At 72.0% G+C, this 15,645-nt stretch carries 10 protein-coding genes and 1 pseudogene; 3 read left to right on the top strand and 8 right to left on the bottom strand.

Going from position 1 to position 15,645, the window contains the following annotated elements; translation table 11 throughout:
- The first annotated feature begins 1 nt into the window (after nucleotide 1).
- The 3 genes from der (at nucleotide 2) to FB471_RS05475 (ending at nucleotide 6,842) form a co-directional block, all read left to right on the top strand.
- Nucleotides 2–1,417, top strand: a complete 1,416-nt coding sequence (gene der, locus FB471_RS05485; RefSeq protein WP_141996236.1) for a ribosome biogenesis GTPase Der — start codon at nucleotides 2–4, stop codon at nucleotides 1,415–1,417.
- 134 nt (nucleotides 1,418–1,551) lie between these two features.
- Nucleotides 1,552–5,511, top strand: a complete 3,960-nt coding sequence (locus tag FB471_RS05480) for a Pls/PosA family non-ribosomal peptide synthetase (protein WP_425457032.1) — start codon at nucleotides 1,552–1,554, stop codon at nucleotides 5,509–5,511.
- Complete coding sequence (locus FB471_RS05475; RefSeq protein ID WP_141996235.1) at nucleotides 5,508–6,842, top strand: M1 family metallopeptidase; 1,335 nt, start codon at nucleotides 5,508–5,510, stop codon at nucleotides 6,840–6,842. Before FB471_RS05480 ends, FB471_RS05475 begins: the two co-directional genes overlap by 4 nt.
- 231 nt (nucleotides 6,843–7,073) lie before the next feature.
- Here FB471_RS05475 and FB471_RS05470 read toward each other — a convergent pair whose 3' ends face one another.
- The 8 genes and pseudogenes from FB471_RS05470 to FB471_RS05435 all read right to left on the bottom strand — a co-directional run bounded on the left by FB471_RS05470 (nucleotide 7,074) and on the right by FB471_RS05435 (nucleotide 15,565).
- Nucleotides 7,074–7,709: a TetR/AcrR family transcriptional regulator gene (locus FB471_RS05470; RefSeq protein WP_141996234.1), complete on the bottom strand. Its 636-nt coding sequence runs from the start codon at nucleotides 7,707–7,709 to the stop codon at nucleotides 7,074–7,076.
- Nucleotides 7,710–7,773: 64 nt separating this feature from the next.
- Complete coding sequence (locus tag FB471_RS05465) at nucleotides 7,774–9,102, bottom strand: ROK family protein (RefSeq protein WP_141996233.1); 1,329 nt, start codon at nucleotides 9,100–9,102, stop codon at nucleotides 7,774–7,776.
- Nucleotides 9,103–9,226: 124 nt separating this feature from the next.
- Nucleotides 9,227–10,189: a hypothetical protein gene (locus tag FB471_RS05460; RefSeq protein WP_246076252.1), complete on the bottom strand. Its 963-nt coding sequence runs from the start codon at nucleotides 10,187–10,189 to the stop codon at nucleotides 9,227–9,229.
- A 172-nt stretch (nucleotides 10,190–10,361) separates the two neighbouring features.
- Entirely contained in the window at nucleotides 10,362–11,432 is a 1,071-nt protein-coding gene (locus tag FB471_RS05455; RefSeq protein ID WP_141996232.1) for a PDR/VanB family oxidoreductase, read from the bottom strand.
- 5 nt (nucleotides 11,433–11,437) lie between these two features.
- The gene (locus FB471_RS34450) at nucleotides 11,438–12,322 is read right to left on the bottom strand and encodes a metal-dependent hydrolase (protein WP_141996231.1); all 885 of its coding nucleotides are present in this window, start codon (nucleotides 12,320–12,322) and stop codon (nucleotides 11,438–11,440) included.
- On the bottom strand, nucleotides 12,319–13,794 hold the full coding sequence (locus FB471_RS05445) for a flavin-containing monooxygenase (RefSeq protein WP_141996230.1): 1,476 nt from the start codon (nucleotides 13,792–13,794) through the stop codon (nucleotides 12,319–12,321). Before FB471_RS05445 ends, FB471_RS34450 begins: the two co-directional genes overlap by 4 nt.
- Nucleotides 13,795–13,902: 108 nt before the next feature.
- Nucleotides 13,903–14,725, bottom strand: a pseudogene (locus FB471_RS05440) (NAD-dependent epimerase/dehydratase family protein).
- A gap of 30 nt (nucleotides 14,726–14,755) precedes the next feature.
- On the bottom strand, nucleotides 14,756–15,565 hold the full coding sequence (locus FB471_RS05435; RefSeq protein ID WP_141996229.1) for an IclR family transcriptional regulator: 810 nt from the start codon (nucleotides 15,563–15,565) through the stop codon (nucleotides 14,756–14,758).
- Nucleotides 15,566–15,645 lie beyond the last annotated feature (80 nt).

The raw sequence follows: 15,645 nt of genomic DNA, 5'->3' as shown, positions 1-15,645 counted from the left end.
AATGACCGAGGCTGATGGCACGTGGTCCGACGAGTCGGAGTTCGCCGTGCTCGACACGCGGGTGGTCGAGGGCGAAGCGGACGCGGAGGAGGAGCTCGCCCAACCGGTGCTCGCCGTCGTCGGCAGGCCGAACGTCGGTAAGTCGACGCTGGTCAACCGCATCCTCGGCCGCCGCGAGGCGGTGGTGCAGGACGTGCCGGGGGTGACGAGGGACCGGGTCGCCTACGACGCGCTGTGGAGCGGGCGACGGTTCACCGTGGTGGACACCGGCGGCTGGGAGCACGGCGCCACCGGCCTGCGGGGCGCGGTGGCCGCGCAGGCGGAGGTCGCCATGTCCACCGCGGACGCCGTGCTGCTGGTGGTGGATGCCACGGTCGGTGCCACCGGCACGGACGAGGACGTGGCCAGGGTGCTGCGGCGATCGAAGCGGCCGGTGCTGCTGGCGGCGAACAAGGTGGACGACCAGCGGCTGATCGCCGAGACCGCCGCGCTGTGGTCCCTCGGCCTCGGCGAACCGCATCCGGTGAGCGCCCTGCACGGGCGCAGCTCCGGCGATCTGCTGGACGCCATCGTGGCTGCGCTGCCCGAGGCACCGAGGGACCGGGACCGGGTGGCGGGCCCGCGCCGGGTCGCGCTGGTCGGCAAACCCAATGTCGGCAAGTCCAGCCTGCTGAACAAGCTGGCAGGTGAGCAGCGCGCGGTGGTGGACGCGGTGGCGGGCACCACGGTGGACCCGGTGGACTCGCTGGTCGAGGTGGACGGGGAGATCTGGCGGTTCGTGGACACCGCGGGCCTGCGCAAGCGGGTGCAGACCGCCAGCGGCGCCGAGTACTACGCCTCGCTGCGCACCAAGACCGCGATCGACGCCGCCGAGGTGGCGATCGTGCTGCTGGACGCCAGCCAGTCACTGTCCGAGCAGGACCTGCGGGTGCTCAGCACGGTCGTGGAGGCGGGCAGGGCCTGCGTGCTGGCCATGAACAAGTGGGACCTTGTCGACGAGGAACGCAGGTACCAGTTGGAGAAGGAGCTGGACCGCGGGCTGGTGCGGGTGCCGTGGGCCGAGCGGGTGAACGTCTCCGCGCTCACCGGTCGCTCGGTGCGCAAGCTGGCGCCCGCCCTGCGCACCGCGCTGGAGTCCTGGGACAAGCGGGTGCCCACCGGTCAACTGAACGGGTGGTTGTCCGACCTGATCGCGGCCACCCCGCCGCCGGTGCGCGGTGGCAAGCAACCCAAGGTCCTGTTCGCGACCCAGGCAGGGGTGCGGCCGCCGACGCTGGTGCTGTTCACCACCGGTTTCCTCGAGGCGGGCTACCGGCGGTTCGTGGAGCGCAAGTTCCGCGAGACCTTCGGCTTCCGCGGCAGCCCGGTGCGGATCAGCGTGCGGGTACGGGAGAAGAAGTTGAAGAAGTCCAAGTAGGGACCTCGGCGTGAGACCGAACACTCCGGTGTGACGCTGGTGAGACCCGGCGTGCACCTTCGCGTAGGCTCGTCGGTCGCACCGGGCGCCCGCATCCAGGGTGGGCAGGCCCGACGAGAAGCCTGTGAGGGTGTGTGACGCTCACCGCGGACCGGCGACCAGCCGCTGACCTGCTGTTCCCGCCGGTAAACGGGGTAGCCACCCTGACTCCGGCCCCGTCCGTGGCGTCCCATGAGCGGGCGCTGTACTGGTCCGGGCTCGCCCCGAGCGAGCGGACCCTGCTGGACGTCCTGGCCTGCACCGCCGCCCGCCACCCCGGCGCGGCGGCTATCGACGACGGCCACACCGTGCTCAGCTACCGGGCACTCGCCGCGGAGGTCGAGACCGTCCGGGGCCGCTTGGACGCGCTCGGGATCGGTGTCGGCGACCGGGTGGGGGTGCGGATCTCCTCCGGCACCGCCGAGCTGTACGTCGCCGTGCTGGCGGTGCTCGCTGCCGGGGCGGCCTACGTCCCGGTGGACGCCGAGGACCCGGAGGGGCGGGCCGCGCTGGTGTTCGACGAGGCGGCGGTGTGCGCCGTGCTCACCGACGGCGGCACGGTCACACCCCGCGACACCCCCGCCGGGCCGCGCCGTCGCGGGACCCGGCCCGCGCCCTGCGATGACGCGTGGATCATCTTCACCTCCGGCTCCACCGGGAAACCCAAGGGTGTCGCCGTCACGCACGGCTCCGCCGCCGCCTTCGTGGACGCCGAGGCCGAGCTGTTCCTCACCGAGGAGCCGATCGGCCCCGGGGACCGGGTGCTGGCCGGGCTGTCGGTCGCCTTCGACGCCTCCTGCGAGGAGATGTGGCTGGCCTGGCGACACGGGGCCTGCCTGGTGCCCGCGCCCCGTTCCCTGGTGCGCACCGGGGTCGACCTCGGCGCATGGCTGGTGGACCAGCGGATCTCGATCGTGTCCACGGTGCCCACCCTGGCCGCGCTGTGGCCCGCGGACGCGCTGGAGGACATCCGGTTGCTGATCTTCGGCGGTGAGGCCTGCCCGCCGGAACTGGCCGAGCGGGTGGCGGTGGAGGGCCGCGAGGTGTGGAACACCTACGGCCCGACCGAGGCCACCGTGGTCGCCTGCGCCGCGCAGCTCACCGGCGAGGGGCCGGTGCGGATCGGGCTGCCGCTGATCGGCTGGCAGCTCGCCGTGGTCGACGAGCTGGGCGAGCCGGTCGCCATGGGGGAGACCGGTGAGCTGGTGATCGGCGGCGCCGGCCTGGCCCGCTACCTCGACCCGGCCAGGGACGCGGAGAGGTTCGCCCCGCTGCCCGCGCTCGGCTGGCCCCGCGCCTACCGCAGCGGCGACCTGGTCCGTGCCGAGGCCGAGGGGCTGGTCTTTGCCGGCAGGGCGGACGACCAGGTCAAACTCGGCGGGCGGCGGATCGAGCTCGGCGAGGTGGACGCCGCGCTGCAGGCCCTGCCCGGAGTCGCGGGCGCGGCCGCCGCGGTCCGCACCACCCCGGCGGGCAACCAGGTCCTGGTCGGCTACGTGGTGGCCGCCGCGCCCGGTTTCGACACCGACGCCGCCACCGCGGCACTGGCCGGGCGGCTGCCGGCCGCACTGGTTCCACTGCTCGCGGTGGTGCGGGACCTGCCGACCCGCACCTCCGGCAAGGTCGACCGGGATGCGCTGCCCTGGCCGTTGCCCGGCGCGAAGACCGGCAAGGCCGGCACGGCGAAGAAGGCGCTCTCGGCCACCGAGGACTGGCTGGCCGGCCTGTGGGCGGAGATCCTCGGGGTGCCGGTCACCGACCCGCGGGCCGACTTCTTCACGCACGGCGGCGGCAGCCTCACCGCGGCTCAGCTCGTCGCCCGCATCCGCGACCGCTACCCGCAGATCTCGGTCAGCGACCTCTACCAGCAGCCGCGGTTGGGCTCGCTGGCCGCGAAACTGGACGCCGCGGGCCATGCGCGGGTCGAGCGCAGGGAGGTCACCCCCGTTCCCCGGCGTACCGGCCTGCTGCAGGTCGCGCTGTTGCTGCCCCTGCTCACCCTGGTCGGACTGCGCTGGACCACGATCGCCGCGGCCCTTTCCACCCTGCTGGCCGGCCTCGGCCAGCTCGGCTGGGCGCCCGCGACCCCCTGGTGGGTGCTCGGGGTGGCCTGGCTGGTGCTGTTCAGCCCGGCGGGCCGGATCGCCGTGTCCGCCTGCGGCGCGCGCCTGCTCCTGCGCGGGGTGCGACCCGGAAGCCACCCCCGCGGCGGCCGGGTGCACCTGCGCTTGTGGGCGGCACAGCGGCTGGCCGACGTCAGCGGCGCGGGCACGGTGTCCGGGGCGGCCTGGATGACCCGGTACGCCAGGGCGCTGGGTGCGAAGGTCGGCAAGGACGTCGACCTGCACGCCCCGCCGCCGGTCACCGGGATGCTCAAGCTGGGGCGGGGTGTCGCCGTGGAACCGGAGGCGGACCTCTCCGGCTACTGGGTCGACGGGGACCTGGTGCACATCGGCAAGATCCGGATCGGCGCCGGGGCGCGGATCGGCGCCCGCAGCACCCTGTTGCCCGGCGCCAGGGTGGGCAAGGGCGCGGAGATCGCCCCCGGTTCCACCGTGCGTGGCGCGGTGCCCGCCGGGCAGCGCTGGGCCGGCTCGCCGGCGACCCGGCAGCAGAAGGACGCGCTGAAGTGGCCGTCCAGCAGGCCCCCGCGGTCGAGGCGGTGGGCGGCGGTCTACGGGTTGACCTCGGTGCTGCTGGGCCTGCTGCCCGCCGTCGCGGCGCTGCCGGGGTTGCTGGTGCTGGCGAGCGCGGTAAGCGGGGCGTCGACCCCCGGCGCGGCGCTGGCCGGCGCCTTGCCCGCGGTGCCGCTGGCCACGCTCGCCTACTTCGGCTGCTACGCCCTGCTGGTGCTGCTCGGGGTACGCGCGCTGAGCCTCGGCATGCACGAGGGCTATCACCCTGTGCACGGCAGGGCGGCCTGGCAGGTGTGGGCGACCGAGCGGTTGATGGACATGGCGCGGGACGACCTGTTCCCGCTGTACGCCAGCCTGTTCACCCCGGTGTGGCTGCGGCTGCTCGGCGCGAGGATCGGGCGGGGCGTCGAGGCCTCCACCGTGCTGGCCCTGCCGAAGATGACCAAGGTCGCCGATGGGGCGTTCCTCGCCGACGACACCATGGTCGCCACCTACCAGCTCGGGCGCGGCTGGCTGCACGTGGCGCCCGCCCGGATCGGTAAGCAGGCCTTTCTCGGCAACTCCGGGATGACCGCGGCCGGGCGGGCGGTGCCGAAACGCGGCCTGGTCGGGGTGCTGTCCTCGACCCCTGCCAAGGCCAAGAAGGGCTCGTCCTGGCTCGGCATGCCGCCGATGCCGCTGCGCCGCGCGGCGGGGGCATCGGACACCAGCCGTACCTTCGCCCCGCCCGCGCGGCTGAAACTGGCGCGCGCGGTGGTGGAGCTGTGCCGGATCGTGCCGGTGATGTGCGGGGTGGCGCTGGCCGTGCTGGTGCTGTTCGGGTTGCAGGCACTGCAGCTCTCCCTCGGTCTGTGGGCTGCCGCGCTGCTGTCCGGCGCGGTGCTCGCCGTGGCCGGGGCGCTGGCCTGCGCGGTGACCACCGTGGCGAAATGGTCGCTCGCCGGGCGGTTCCGGGCGGTGGAGCATCCATTGTGGAGCTCCTTCGTCTGGCGGGCCGAGTTGGCGGACACCTTCGTCGAGGTGCTCGCCGTACCCTGGCTGGCCGGCCTCGCCGGTGGCACCCCGCTGCTGCCGGCCTGGCTGCGCAGCATGGGCGCGCGGATCGGCCGCGGGGTGTGGCTGGAGAGCTACTGGCTGCCGGAGTCCGATCTGGTGCGCATCGGCGACGGCGCGACGATCAACCGGGGTTGCGTGGTGCAGACCCACCTGTTCCATGATCGGATCATGAGCATGGACACCGTCGAGTTCGAGGTGGGCGCCACGTTGGGGCCGCACGGCATCGTGCTGCCCGGCGCGAGCATCGGCGCCCGCACCGCCGTCGGCCCCGGGTCCCTGGTGACCAGGGGAGACGCCGTGCCCGCCGACTCCCGCTGGCTGGGCAACCCGATCGCGGCCTGGCCGGGAGGGCGCCGCCGGTGACCCATCCGAAGGCCACCCCGCCCGCGCAGGGCGCGGAAACCTCCGGCGACTCCTACCTGCCCGACCACGGCAACGGCGGATACCGGGTCCGGCACTACGACCTGGACCTGGACTACCGGATCGGACCGAACCGGCTGTCCGCGCGGGCCAGGATCACCGCGGCGGCCACCCAGTCGCTCTCGCGGTTCAGCCTGGACCTGGTCGGGTTCCGGGTCAGCCGGGTGCTGGTGGACTCCCGGCCGGCCAGGTTCACCCGGTACGGGCACAAGCTGCGGGTGAAGCCGGCCCGTGCCCTCGCCGCGGGGGCCGAGTTCGTGGTGGAGGTCCGCTACGTGGGCAACCCGCAACCGCTCGGCGGGCCGTGGGGGGACATCGGCTGGGACGAGCTGACCGACGGTGCGCTGGTGGCCAGCCAGCCGGTCGGGGCCCCGTCCTGGTTCCCCTGCAACGACCATCCCGCGGACAAGGCCACGTACCGGATCGCGGTGACCACGTCCTCCCCGTACACGGTGCTGGTGACCGGCTACCTTGCCGGCCGCGGCAGGCAGGCCAGCACCACCACCTGGGTCTACGAGCGGCCCGAACCCAGCTCCACCTACCTGATGAGTGTCCAGATAGGACAATACGTGGACGTGGAGCTCGCCGGTGGGCCGGTGCCGCAGCGGGCCGCGGCACCCGCCCGGCTCCGCGAGGCGGCCCGGTACGACTTCGGCAGGCAGCGGGCGATGATGGACATGGCGCAGCGCCTGTTCGGGCCGTACCCGTTCGGCGGGTACCAGGTCGTGGTGACCGACGACGAGCTGGACGATCCGATCGAGGCGCAGGGCATGTCGGTGTTCGGTGCCAACCACGTGGACGGCCTGCGTACGCACGAGCGGCTGGTCGTGCACGAGCTGGCCCACCAGTGGTTCGGCAACTGCCTCAGCGTGGCCGACTGGCGGCACATCTGGCTGAACGAAGGCTTCGCCACCTACGTCGAGTGGTTGTGGTCCGAGGAGTCCGGCGGCCCGCCGGCGGCGGAGCTGGCCCGCCGCTGGCACGCGGAGATCGGCGGCGAGCCCGCCGACATCCGGATCGCCGACCCCGGTGTGCCGGGTCTCTTCGACCGGCGGGTCTACAAGCGCGGCGCGCTGACCCTGCACGCGCTGCGCCACCGCGTCGGGGACGGCACCTTCTTCGCGCTGCTGAAGGACTGGGTCGCCACGCACCGGCACGGGACCGTGACCACCGAGGGGTTCACCGCGCTCGCGGCCGAGCATGCCGGGGTGGACCTCGGTACGTTCTTCACGACCTGGCTGGACGACCCGGCGCTGCCCGACCTGCCGCGCTGACCGGCGCGGCTCAGTGCCTTTCCTCAACGCGCGCACGCGTTCGACTCGGCCGGGCTCGGACCTCGTCACCACGGGCACCTTCGCAGGTCATGCGCCCGGCCTCCCCGCTCGTGGGCTGTTCGCCGCTGAGCACTGCGGCGCGGAGCGCCCTCCGTTTGCGTGGCGGTGGGAGACGGGTGGGCGCGTTCTTCCACTCGCCGCGATTGGTCAGGTCCAGTTCAGAACGCGCTATCAGGACTTGATGACCGCGACGGCCAGCCGGACGATCTCGGTGATCACCTCGTCCAGCGGGGTCTGCTCACCCCGGCGCGACCAGTGGTACACGAGCTCGTTGACCGCGCCGATCAGTGCCCTGGCACCCAGCCGGAAGTCGCGCTCGGCGGCGTCGCCGTGCGCGACGGCCCGCTCCGCCTCGGCCACGAGCAACTCGACCCACCGGTCCCGCCAGTCCAGCCGGTGCTGCTCGACCGTGTCGCTCACCCCTACGGTTTCCACATAGGACAGCCGTGCCCAGCGCGGGTCCTCGGCGGTGGTGGTGATGTAGGCGCGCACGGCAAGCTCGATCCGGGCGGCGAGATCCTCCTCGCCCGCGGTGGCGAACGCCCCGGCCACGGCCGCGACCGCCCGCTCGATCACCCGGTCGTGCAGCGCCATCAGCAGGGCTTCCCGCCCGGTGAACTCCTCGTAGAAGTTCCGGGTGGACACCGCCGCGGTCGCGCAGAGCTTCTCGATGGAGGTGGCCGCGTAGCCTTCGGTTCCGAACAGCTCCAGCCCGGCACTCATCAAGCGCTCCCTGCGCTCGGCTCGGCGATCGGCCGCGGAACGGCCGGCGTAGACCCGGCTGGCTTGGGGATCGTGTGGGGACATCGGCCAAGATTAGGCCACATCCGCGGCGCGGCCGGAACGAGCGGTCGCCTGATTCACAGGGCTCTCACAACAGCGGCGTGCGCAACGGAATGTCCACCAGCCCGGGAAACCCGGCTGGGGAACCCGGCTCCACCCAGTGCGCGAGGCGTTCCGGGGTGAACAGCTCGTCGATGACCATGAACGCGGCACCGACCAGGCCCGCCTGGTCGGACAGCGTGGAGCGGGCGATCCGCAACTCCCGCGTGGCCAGCGGGAGGGATCGCCGGTAGACCGACTCGCGGATGGCGGCCAGCAGGAGGTCACCCGCGCCCGCGACCCCGCCGCCGATGATCACCAGCGCCGGGTTGTAGAAGCTGACCAGCGTGGCCAGCAGGCTGCCGACCAGCCGGCCCGCCCGGGTGAGCAACTCGACGGAGGTCCGGTCCCCGCCCTGCGCGGCCCGCGACACGTCGTCGGCGCGGATGGTGCCGCTCGTGCCGAGCACCTCGGCAAGGAACGGGCTGCGCCCCTCCCTTGCCGCGGCGAGCCCGTCCCTGGCCAGCGCCGCCCCACCGGCCAGCGCCTCGAGGCAACCGGTGTTGCCGCACCGGCAGACCACGGTCGGGTCCTCGCTCACCGCGGCGTGGCCGATGTCGCCGGCGCAGCCCTGGCTGCCGCGGTGCAACTGCCCGCCGGAGACGAGACCCGCGCCGATCCCGGTGCCCAGTTTGACGTACAGGATGTCCCACTGCCCCTTGGCCGATCCCGCCCTGAGCTCGCCGAGCGCCATGGCGTTCACCTCGTTGTCCACCCATACCGGCGCGTCGAACCGGTCGGCCAGCCGGTCCCGGACCGGGTAGCCGTCCCAGCCGGGCATGATCGGCGGCGCGCTCGGCCGCCCGGTGGCGAACTCGACCGGGCCAGGCAGGCCGATCCCGATGCCCCAGACCGCGGTGGCGGCGCCCCCCGTGGCGTCCCCGATGTCGGTGAGCAGTCGGTCGAACAACTCCTCGATGTGCCCGAGCACCTGCTCCGGCCCGAGCGCGATATCGGTCGGCTCCTCGAGCTCGGCGAGCACGTGCCCGGCGAGGTCGGTCACCCCGACTCCGACGCTGGTGGCGCCGAGTTCCGCTGCGAGCACCACCCCGGCGTGCGCGCGGAAGCGCAGCTCGCGCGGCGCTCGCCCGCCGCTGGACGGGCCGAGTGGACCCTCCTCGAGCAGCCCGCAGGCGCTCAACTCGTTGACCCGTTGGGTCACCACGGTACGGCCGAGCCCCGAGTACCTGCCGATCTCCGGCCGCGTCCGGGCGGTCCCGGAGCGGACCAGGTCGAGCACGGTGGCGAGGCTGTCGACATGGTCGGGCGTCGGGCCTGCGGTATTCGGCCCCGTCTGCGGCACGTGCACGCTGGACATCTTCCATCATCTCGCCCCCCGCGGCGCGAAAAGCCCTGAACGTGGCTTTCGGGACGTCAGATGTCTCAGATGTGCCGTTCGCGACGTCTAGCGTCCTGATCGCCACGTTCAGGGCACGGCCCGGTTACGGGGCTGGGGTGATGGTGTGGACGGTGGGGCGGGGTCGTGCTGCGGCGGTGTGATACGCGGCGATCAGTTCTTTCGCGACGGCCTGCGGATCGCTGCGTAGCTTGGTGGGCAACGTCTGTACGAGCGTGATGCACGCGTTGTTGTACCGCGAGTTGCGTTCGATCGTGTCCGAGTAGTGCTTTCGTGCGAAGTGGAAGTCGTAGGAATCGATCTCCCACGCCAGGCCGACCTCGCCGCACCAGCCGTCCGGGGTCGCTATGTAGCGGCCTGCGTCGTCGCGGAGTTCGACGTTCCACTCGAACGGGGGCAGGCCGGTGCGTTCCCACACCCGCATCGCGTCGCCTTCGGCAACAGACCTCGCTCCGCGCAGGATGCTTCTGAGCACGTCGCGAGGTACGGCGGTGCCGCGCTGGCAACCGTTCTCGAGTTCGGCCTGGATCCGGTACGGATCGGCCCGGCCGCGCTGCACCGCCTCGGCGAGCAGGGCGCGTACGAGATCGAAGTCCCTGAGTCGTCGGCAGATGTCCAGCACGGCCCGGACCAGCGGCGCCAGCGGCACGCCGTCTCGCATGGTGGGCTGCGGGAGGTGGATCGTCCGCTCGATGAGCACGTAGTCGCTGCTGTTGATCCGGTGCCCCTCAGGGATCAGCAGGTGCACCGAGGAGTCGTCGGGAAGGTGGGTGAGCCCGTGCCGCCTGCAGGCTTCAGCCCCGGTGACGATCGCTCCCTCGCCCGCATAGAGCAGCGCCGCTTCGACCAACTGCCTACGGGTGGGGTGGCCGTTGTTGAGCAGCACGATGCCGGGCAGTGGGCGTTGCCACGGCCCGCCGGGTACACACCGGCGATAGGCGGTCCGCGACGGCACGCCCAGCTCGATCAGCCTGGCGACTTTGATCGCCCCGGCGCGACTCTCGTGGTGGAGCACCTGCGGTTCACGAGCCCAGTTTCCTCTCTTCACCGGACCAGGGTGTGGCCGACGATCAGCCGGACACCAGTACGGACCGCGCCCACCGTGGACAACTCACCCCCTGGGGACAACTCCTGAACGTGGCTTTCGGGACGTCAGATGTCTCAGATGTGCCGTTCGCGACGTCTAGCGTCCTGATCGCCACGTTCAGGGCACGGCCCGGTTACAGGTCCAGGGTGAGGGTGGCACCCCGGGCGGCGCGGGAGACGCAGATCAGGATGTCGGACGCGCGTTCCTCGCCGGTGAGCACGCTGTCCCGGTGGTCGGGCGCGCCGGCGAGCACGCGGACCTTGCAGGTGCGGCAGAAGCCCTGGCGGCAGGAGTAGGCGACGTCCGGTAGGGCTTCCCGGATCACGTCCAGCGCCGAGCGGTCGGCGGGAACCGGAAGCGTGGTCCCGCTGCGGACCAGCCGGATCGTGAACGGCTTGCCATCCACGATCGGTGGGGCGGAGAAGCGCTCGAAGTGCACGGCGCGGGCGGGGGAGCCGGGCAGGTCCAGCCGGACGCTGGTGATCATCGGGAGCGGTCCGCAGCAGTAGACCGTGGCGCCGGCGGGCGCGTGCTCGAGCAGCTCCGCGCCGGCCGCGGGCATGCCGTACTCGGTGTCCGGCCGCAGCCAGATCCGCCCGGCGGGCAGGGTGGCCAGTTCGGTCCGGAACGGCATCGAGTCGAGGGTGCGCCCGGTGTACACCAGCCGCCAGTCCGCCCCGGCCGCGGCGGCGCGGTGCACCATGGGCAGGATCGGCGTGATGCCGATACCGCCCGCGATGAACAGGTACGAGTCGGCGGCCACGAACGGGAAGGCGTTGCGCGGGCCGCGCACGGTCACCAGGTCGCCGGGAATGAGCCCGTGCACCTCCGCCGAGCCGCTGCCGCCGGGGATCCGGCGGGCGGCGATCCGGTAGGCGACACGATCATCGGGATCGCCGCACAGCGAGTACTGCCGGACCCGACCGGAGGGCAGCACCAGATCCAGGTGCGCACCCGGCCGCCATGCGGGCAGCGGCTCGCCGTCCGGCCGGGCAAGGCGCAGGCTGACCACACCCTCGGTCTCCACGGTGATCCGCTCCACGACCAGGCGCAGGTTCCGGTCGACCTCGGTGACCTGCGGGCGGCGGCGACCGCTGATCCGGCTCACCCAGCGATACGCCGCCACGGCGGCCCCGACCGTGGCGAACAACCGGTCGGGGCGCTGCCTGCCGCGCAGGTCAGCGGGCAGGCGCGGCGGTTCCACCGTGATCAATGCGCGCCCTCGGCCGCCTGGGCGGCAGGGGAGGACGCCAGGTAGGCCACCGCCTGGTCGGTGGAACCGGTCTGCGAGGGGTGGTAGGAACGCCGGAAGTACGGCCGGATCTCGCGCAGCAGCTCGCGGGTGGTCGGCAGCGTGCCGCGCCGCCCGGCCCGGAAGAACTCCCGCCAGCGGGCCTTCCGCCCGCCGCGCAGGGTCGGGTCGTTGCGCAGCAGGTAGCGAGTACCGCGGATGAACACCCAGACCAGCATCGGGGTCACCAGCGCCATGCTGCGCACCCGGCGCAGGTAGCGCCCGTCGAGATGCTGGTAGACGTCGAAGGCCACCGAGCGGTGCTCGACCTCCTCGGCGCCGTGCCAGCGCAGCAGGTCCAGCATGGTCGGATCGGCCCGCGCGGCGTCCAACCCCTCGGCGTCCAGCACCCATTGGCCGAGGAACGCGGTGTAGTGCTCGATCGCCGCGACCGCGGCCAGCCGTTCGACCAGCCACTCCTCCCTGGCCTTCCCGCTGAGGTCCCGGTCGCCGAGCAGCCTGCGGAACAGCCACTCCATCTGGCGCACGAACGGGCCGGTGTCCAGGCCGCGACCGTCCAGGTGATCGGCGGCACCGGCATGGGCCTCGGCGTGGATCGCCTCCTGGCCGATGAACCCGAGGACGTCCTCCTTGAGCCGCTCGTCCTTGATCAGTGGCACCGCCTGCTTGAACACCTCGACGAACCAGCGCTCGCCCTCCGGCAGCGCGAGGTGCAGGACGTTCAGCGTGTGCGTGGTCTGCGGATCGTGCGGCACCCAGTGCATCGGCAGCGCCGAGAAGTCGAACGTCACGTCCCTGGCGTGCAGCACCACCTGTTCCGTCTCGTTCTCCCGCAGGCTCATCGGCCGGTCCTTCCGGTCAGCTCGAAGTCGCTCGGGGTGACCCTGCGCGTCTCCATCCAGTAGCGCCAGGTGAACCCGGGCCAGATCGTGCGGTTGACGCCCTTGGCGTCCAGGTACCAGCTCGTGCAGCCGCCCTGGGTCCACACCCCTGCGGCCAGCTTGCGCTGGATCCTCGCCTGGAAGGCGTCCTGCACGTCCTGCCGCACCTGCACCGCAGCGGCCTGGTTGCGGTCGGCGAGCCTGATCGCGTCCACCACGTACCGGGACTGCGACTCGATCATGAAAACCACCGAGTTGTGGCCGAGCGCGGTGTTCGGGCCGAGCAGGAAGAACAGGTTCGGGAAACCGGAAACCGTGATCCCGTAGTGGGTCTGCACCCCCTCGCCTGCCCACTCCTTGGCCAGATGCCTGCCGTCCACCCCGGTGATGTCCAGGTACTCCATCGCGTCGGTGACGTGGAACCCGGTGCCGTACACGATCACGTCCACCTCGTGCTCGACGCCCCTGTTGTCCACAATGGAGTTCTCGCGGATGTCGGCGATGCCGTCGGTCACCAGGTCCACATTGTCCCGGTTGAGCGCGGGGTAGTAGTCGTTGGAGATCAGCACCCGCTTGCAGCCCATGGTGTAGTCCGGGGTGAGTTCGCGTCGCAGTACCGGATCGGTGATGTGCTTGCGCATATGCCGCTTCGCCACGGCCTCACCGGCCCGCATCAGCGCCGGGTGCCCGTTGAACCCGACCGCTCGCACCTCGAGCAGCCAGTACAGCAGGTTGCGGTAGGTCCGCTGGACGCCAGGCACCCGCTGGAACAGCGTCCTGGCCCAGCCGGGCATCGGGTGGTCCGGCTTCGGCATGATCCACGGTGGGGTGCGCTGGAACACCGTCAGCCTGCCGACCTCCGGTGCGATCCTCGGCACGAACTGGATGGCGCTGGCTCCGGTGCCGACCACGGCGACCCGCTTGCCGGTGAGGTCGTGGTCGTGGTCCCACCCCGAGGAATGCCACGTCCGCCCGGTGAAGCGCTCGATCCCCGGCAGCGCCGGGATCTGCGGGATGTGCAGGCCCCCGACGCCCGCCACGAGGAACTGCCCGACGTACTCCGTACCCGAGGTCGTGCTCACCGTCCAGGTCCGCTGCTCGGCGTCCCATCGGGCGCCGGTGACCTCGACCCCGAACCGGATTCGCTCCCGCAGCCGGTACTTGTCCGCGACCCCCTTCAGGTACTCGAAGATCTCCGGCTGCGCGGAGAACGATCGGGACCAGTTCGGGTTCTGCTCGTAGGAGAAGGAGTACATATGCGACTGGACGTCGCAGGCGCAGCCGGGATACGAGTTGTCCCGCCAGGTGCCACCGACCTCGTGTGCCTTCTCCAGGATCACGTAGTCCCGGATACCCGCACGTTCCAACTGGATAGCCTGGCCGAGCCCGGAGAAACCGGTGCCGACGATGACCACCTTGAATCGCGCACCCATGCTGCTCCTCCACGCCGTTGCGGACGACGGTAGGCGTTACCGCTAGTAACAGCTACTTTTGAGTAGGATGAGGGATGGCGATTGCGCTGTCAAGCGCCTGGCGCGCACTCAGATCGGGTGGGGCTCGCCGAGCGCGGCGGTGACGAACGCGCCCCCGACGAACTCCGCGGCCGGGCCCTCCGGGGCGGGTTCGGTGGCCAGGATCTCGGCGGCGAACTTCTCGGCGTCGTCCCGCGGCTGGTATCCCAGCGCCGCGGCCTCGGCCAGCGAGTAGAACCGCCGCGTGTTGTCCGAGACGCCCCAGACCAGCCGGTACCCGGGTGCGGGGGCGCTCAGGCGGGCCTCGAACAGCCGCGCCGCGTCGTCGGGGACAGCCAGGTGGCCGGCCCGCGCACTTCCTGCGGCCGCTCGAAGCAGGAGCCGATCCGGACGCAGATCACGTCCAGGCCGAAGCGGGAGTGGTAGAGGCTGCCCAGCGACTCGATGGCCGCCTTGCTCACGCCGTAGTAGGTGTCCGGGCGGGGTGAGGAATCGGCGGGCAGGCCGCGCTCGCCGGCCTCGGCGGTGTGGCGGAAGCCCACGGCGTGGTTGCTCGAGGCCAGTACCACCCGCGGCACCCTGGCCGCCCGCGCGGCCTCCAGCACGGTGTGCGTGCCGTTGATGTTCACCTCCACCGTCTCGGCCCAGGTGTTCTCCCTGCTGTGCCCACCAAGATGGGTCACGGCATCCACCTCCGCGCAGGCGCCTGCCATCGCATCGGGATCGGCGACCGAGCCGGTCCGTGTTTCCACCGGGCTCACCGGGTTCGGCCGGCGTGGGCTGGGTGCGATCGAGCAGCCGCAGTACCCGGCCCCGCGCGGCGCAGTCGCGGTCGCATCAGGGTGCCGACCCCGCCGGATGCCCCGGTGATCAGGATGCGCTGGTCCGCCATGAAGTCCCTACTCCTTTGCTGGTGGTGCGCTCATCGGACCCCGGCCCGGCGCAGGCGCTGGCCCAGTTCGGAGGTGGTCTGGGCGAGCAGTTCACCCGCCCGGTGTGCCTCCTCGTCGGTCACCTCGGCGACCGGCATGGAGCAGCTCATCGCGTCGGTCCCGGGGATGCGGTACGGAACGACCGCCGCTACGCAGCGGATCCCGGGTGTTCCCTCCTCGGCCTCGGCGGCGTAGCCGCGTTCCCGGATCTCCGTGCACTCGGTGTGCAGGCGTTCGAGGGTGGTCACCGTCCGGCCGGTGATCGCGGGCAGCGGCTCCGCGAGCAGGTCGGCGATCTCCTCCTGGGTGAGCTCGGCCAGCAGTGCCTTGCCCAGCGCGGTCGCGTGCGCGGGCAGGGTGCGCCCGACCCTGGAGATCAGGTGTGTCGAGCGGCTGGACTCCCTCGTCTCCAGGTACACCACCTCGGCGCCGTATCGCCGCGCGTAGTGCGCGGTGAATCCGGTCTCCTCCCGCACCCGTTCCAGTGCCTCGGTGGCGTACGGCACCACCGGATCGCGGTCGAGGTAAGCGGTGCCGCAGATCAGCGCCCGCACCCCGAGCCGGTACCTGGTGCCGCTCGGGTCCGCCTCCAGCCAGCCCGCCTCGTGCAGCGTCCTGAGCAGGCCGTGCAGGCTGGAGCGCGGGAACCCGGTGCGGGAGTGCAGATCGGACAGTGACAGCCACGCGTCGTTGGCGGCGAAGGCCTCGATCAGGTCGATCGCCCTGCGCGCCGACTTCACCCCGGCCGTCACCGCTTCCGTGGCGTCGGTTCCGTTCCGCACCGCACTTTCTCCAGCCATTTCGCCTCCCCGGTGTCGCACGTGTTCGTGCTTGTTGACAGGTGACACCGGCCATATTAGCGTCCCGGAACATCATTTTA

Source organism: Amycolatopsis cihanbeyliensis (assembly GCF_006715045.1).
GTDB classification, from domain to species: domain Bacteria; phylum Actinomycetota; class Actinomycetes; order Mycobacteriales; family Pseudonocardiaceae; genus Amycolatopsis; species Amycolatopsis cihanbeyliensis.
Note: the sequence above shows the minus strand (reverse complement) of the source record. Positions and strands in the feature narration are given on the sequence as shown.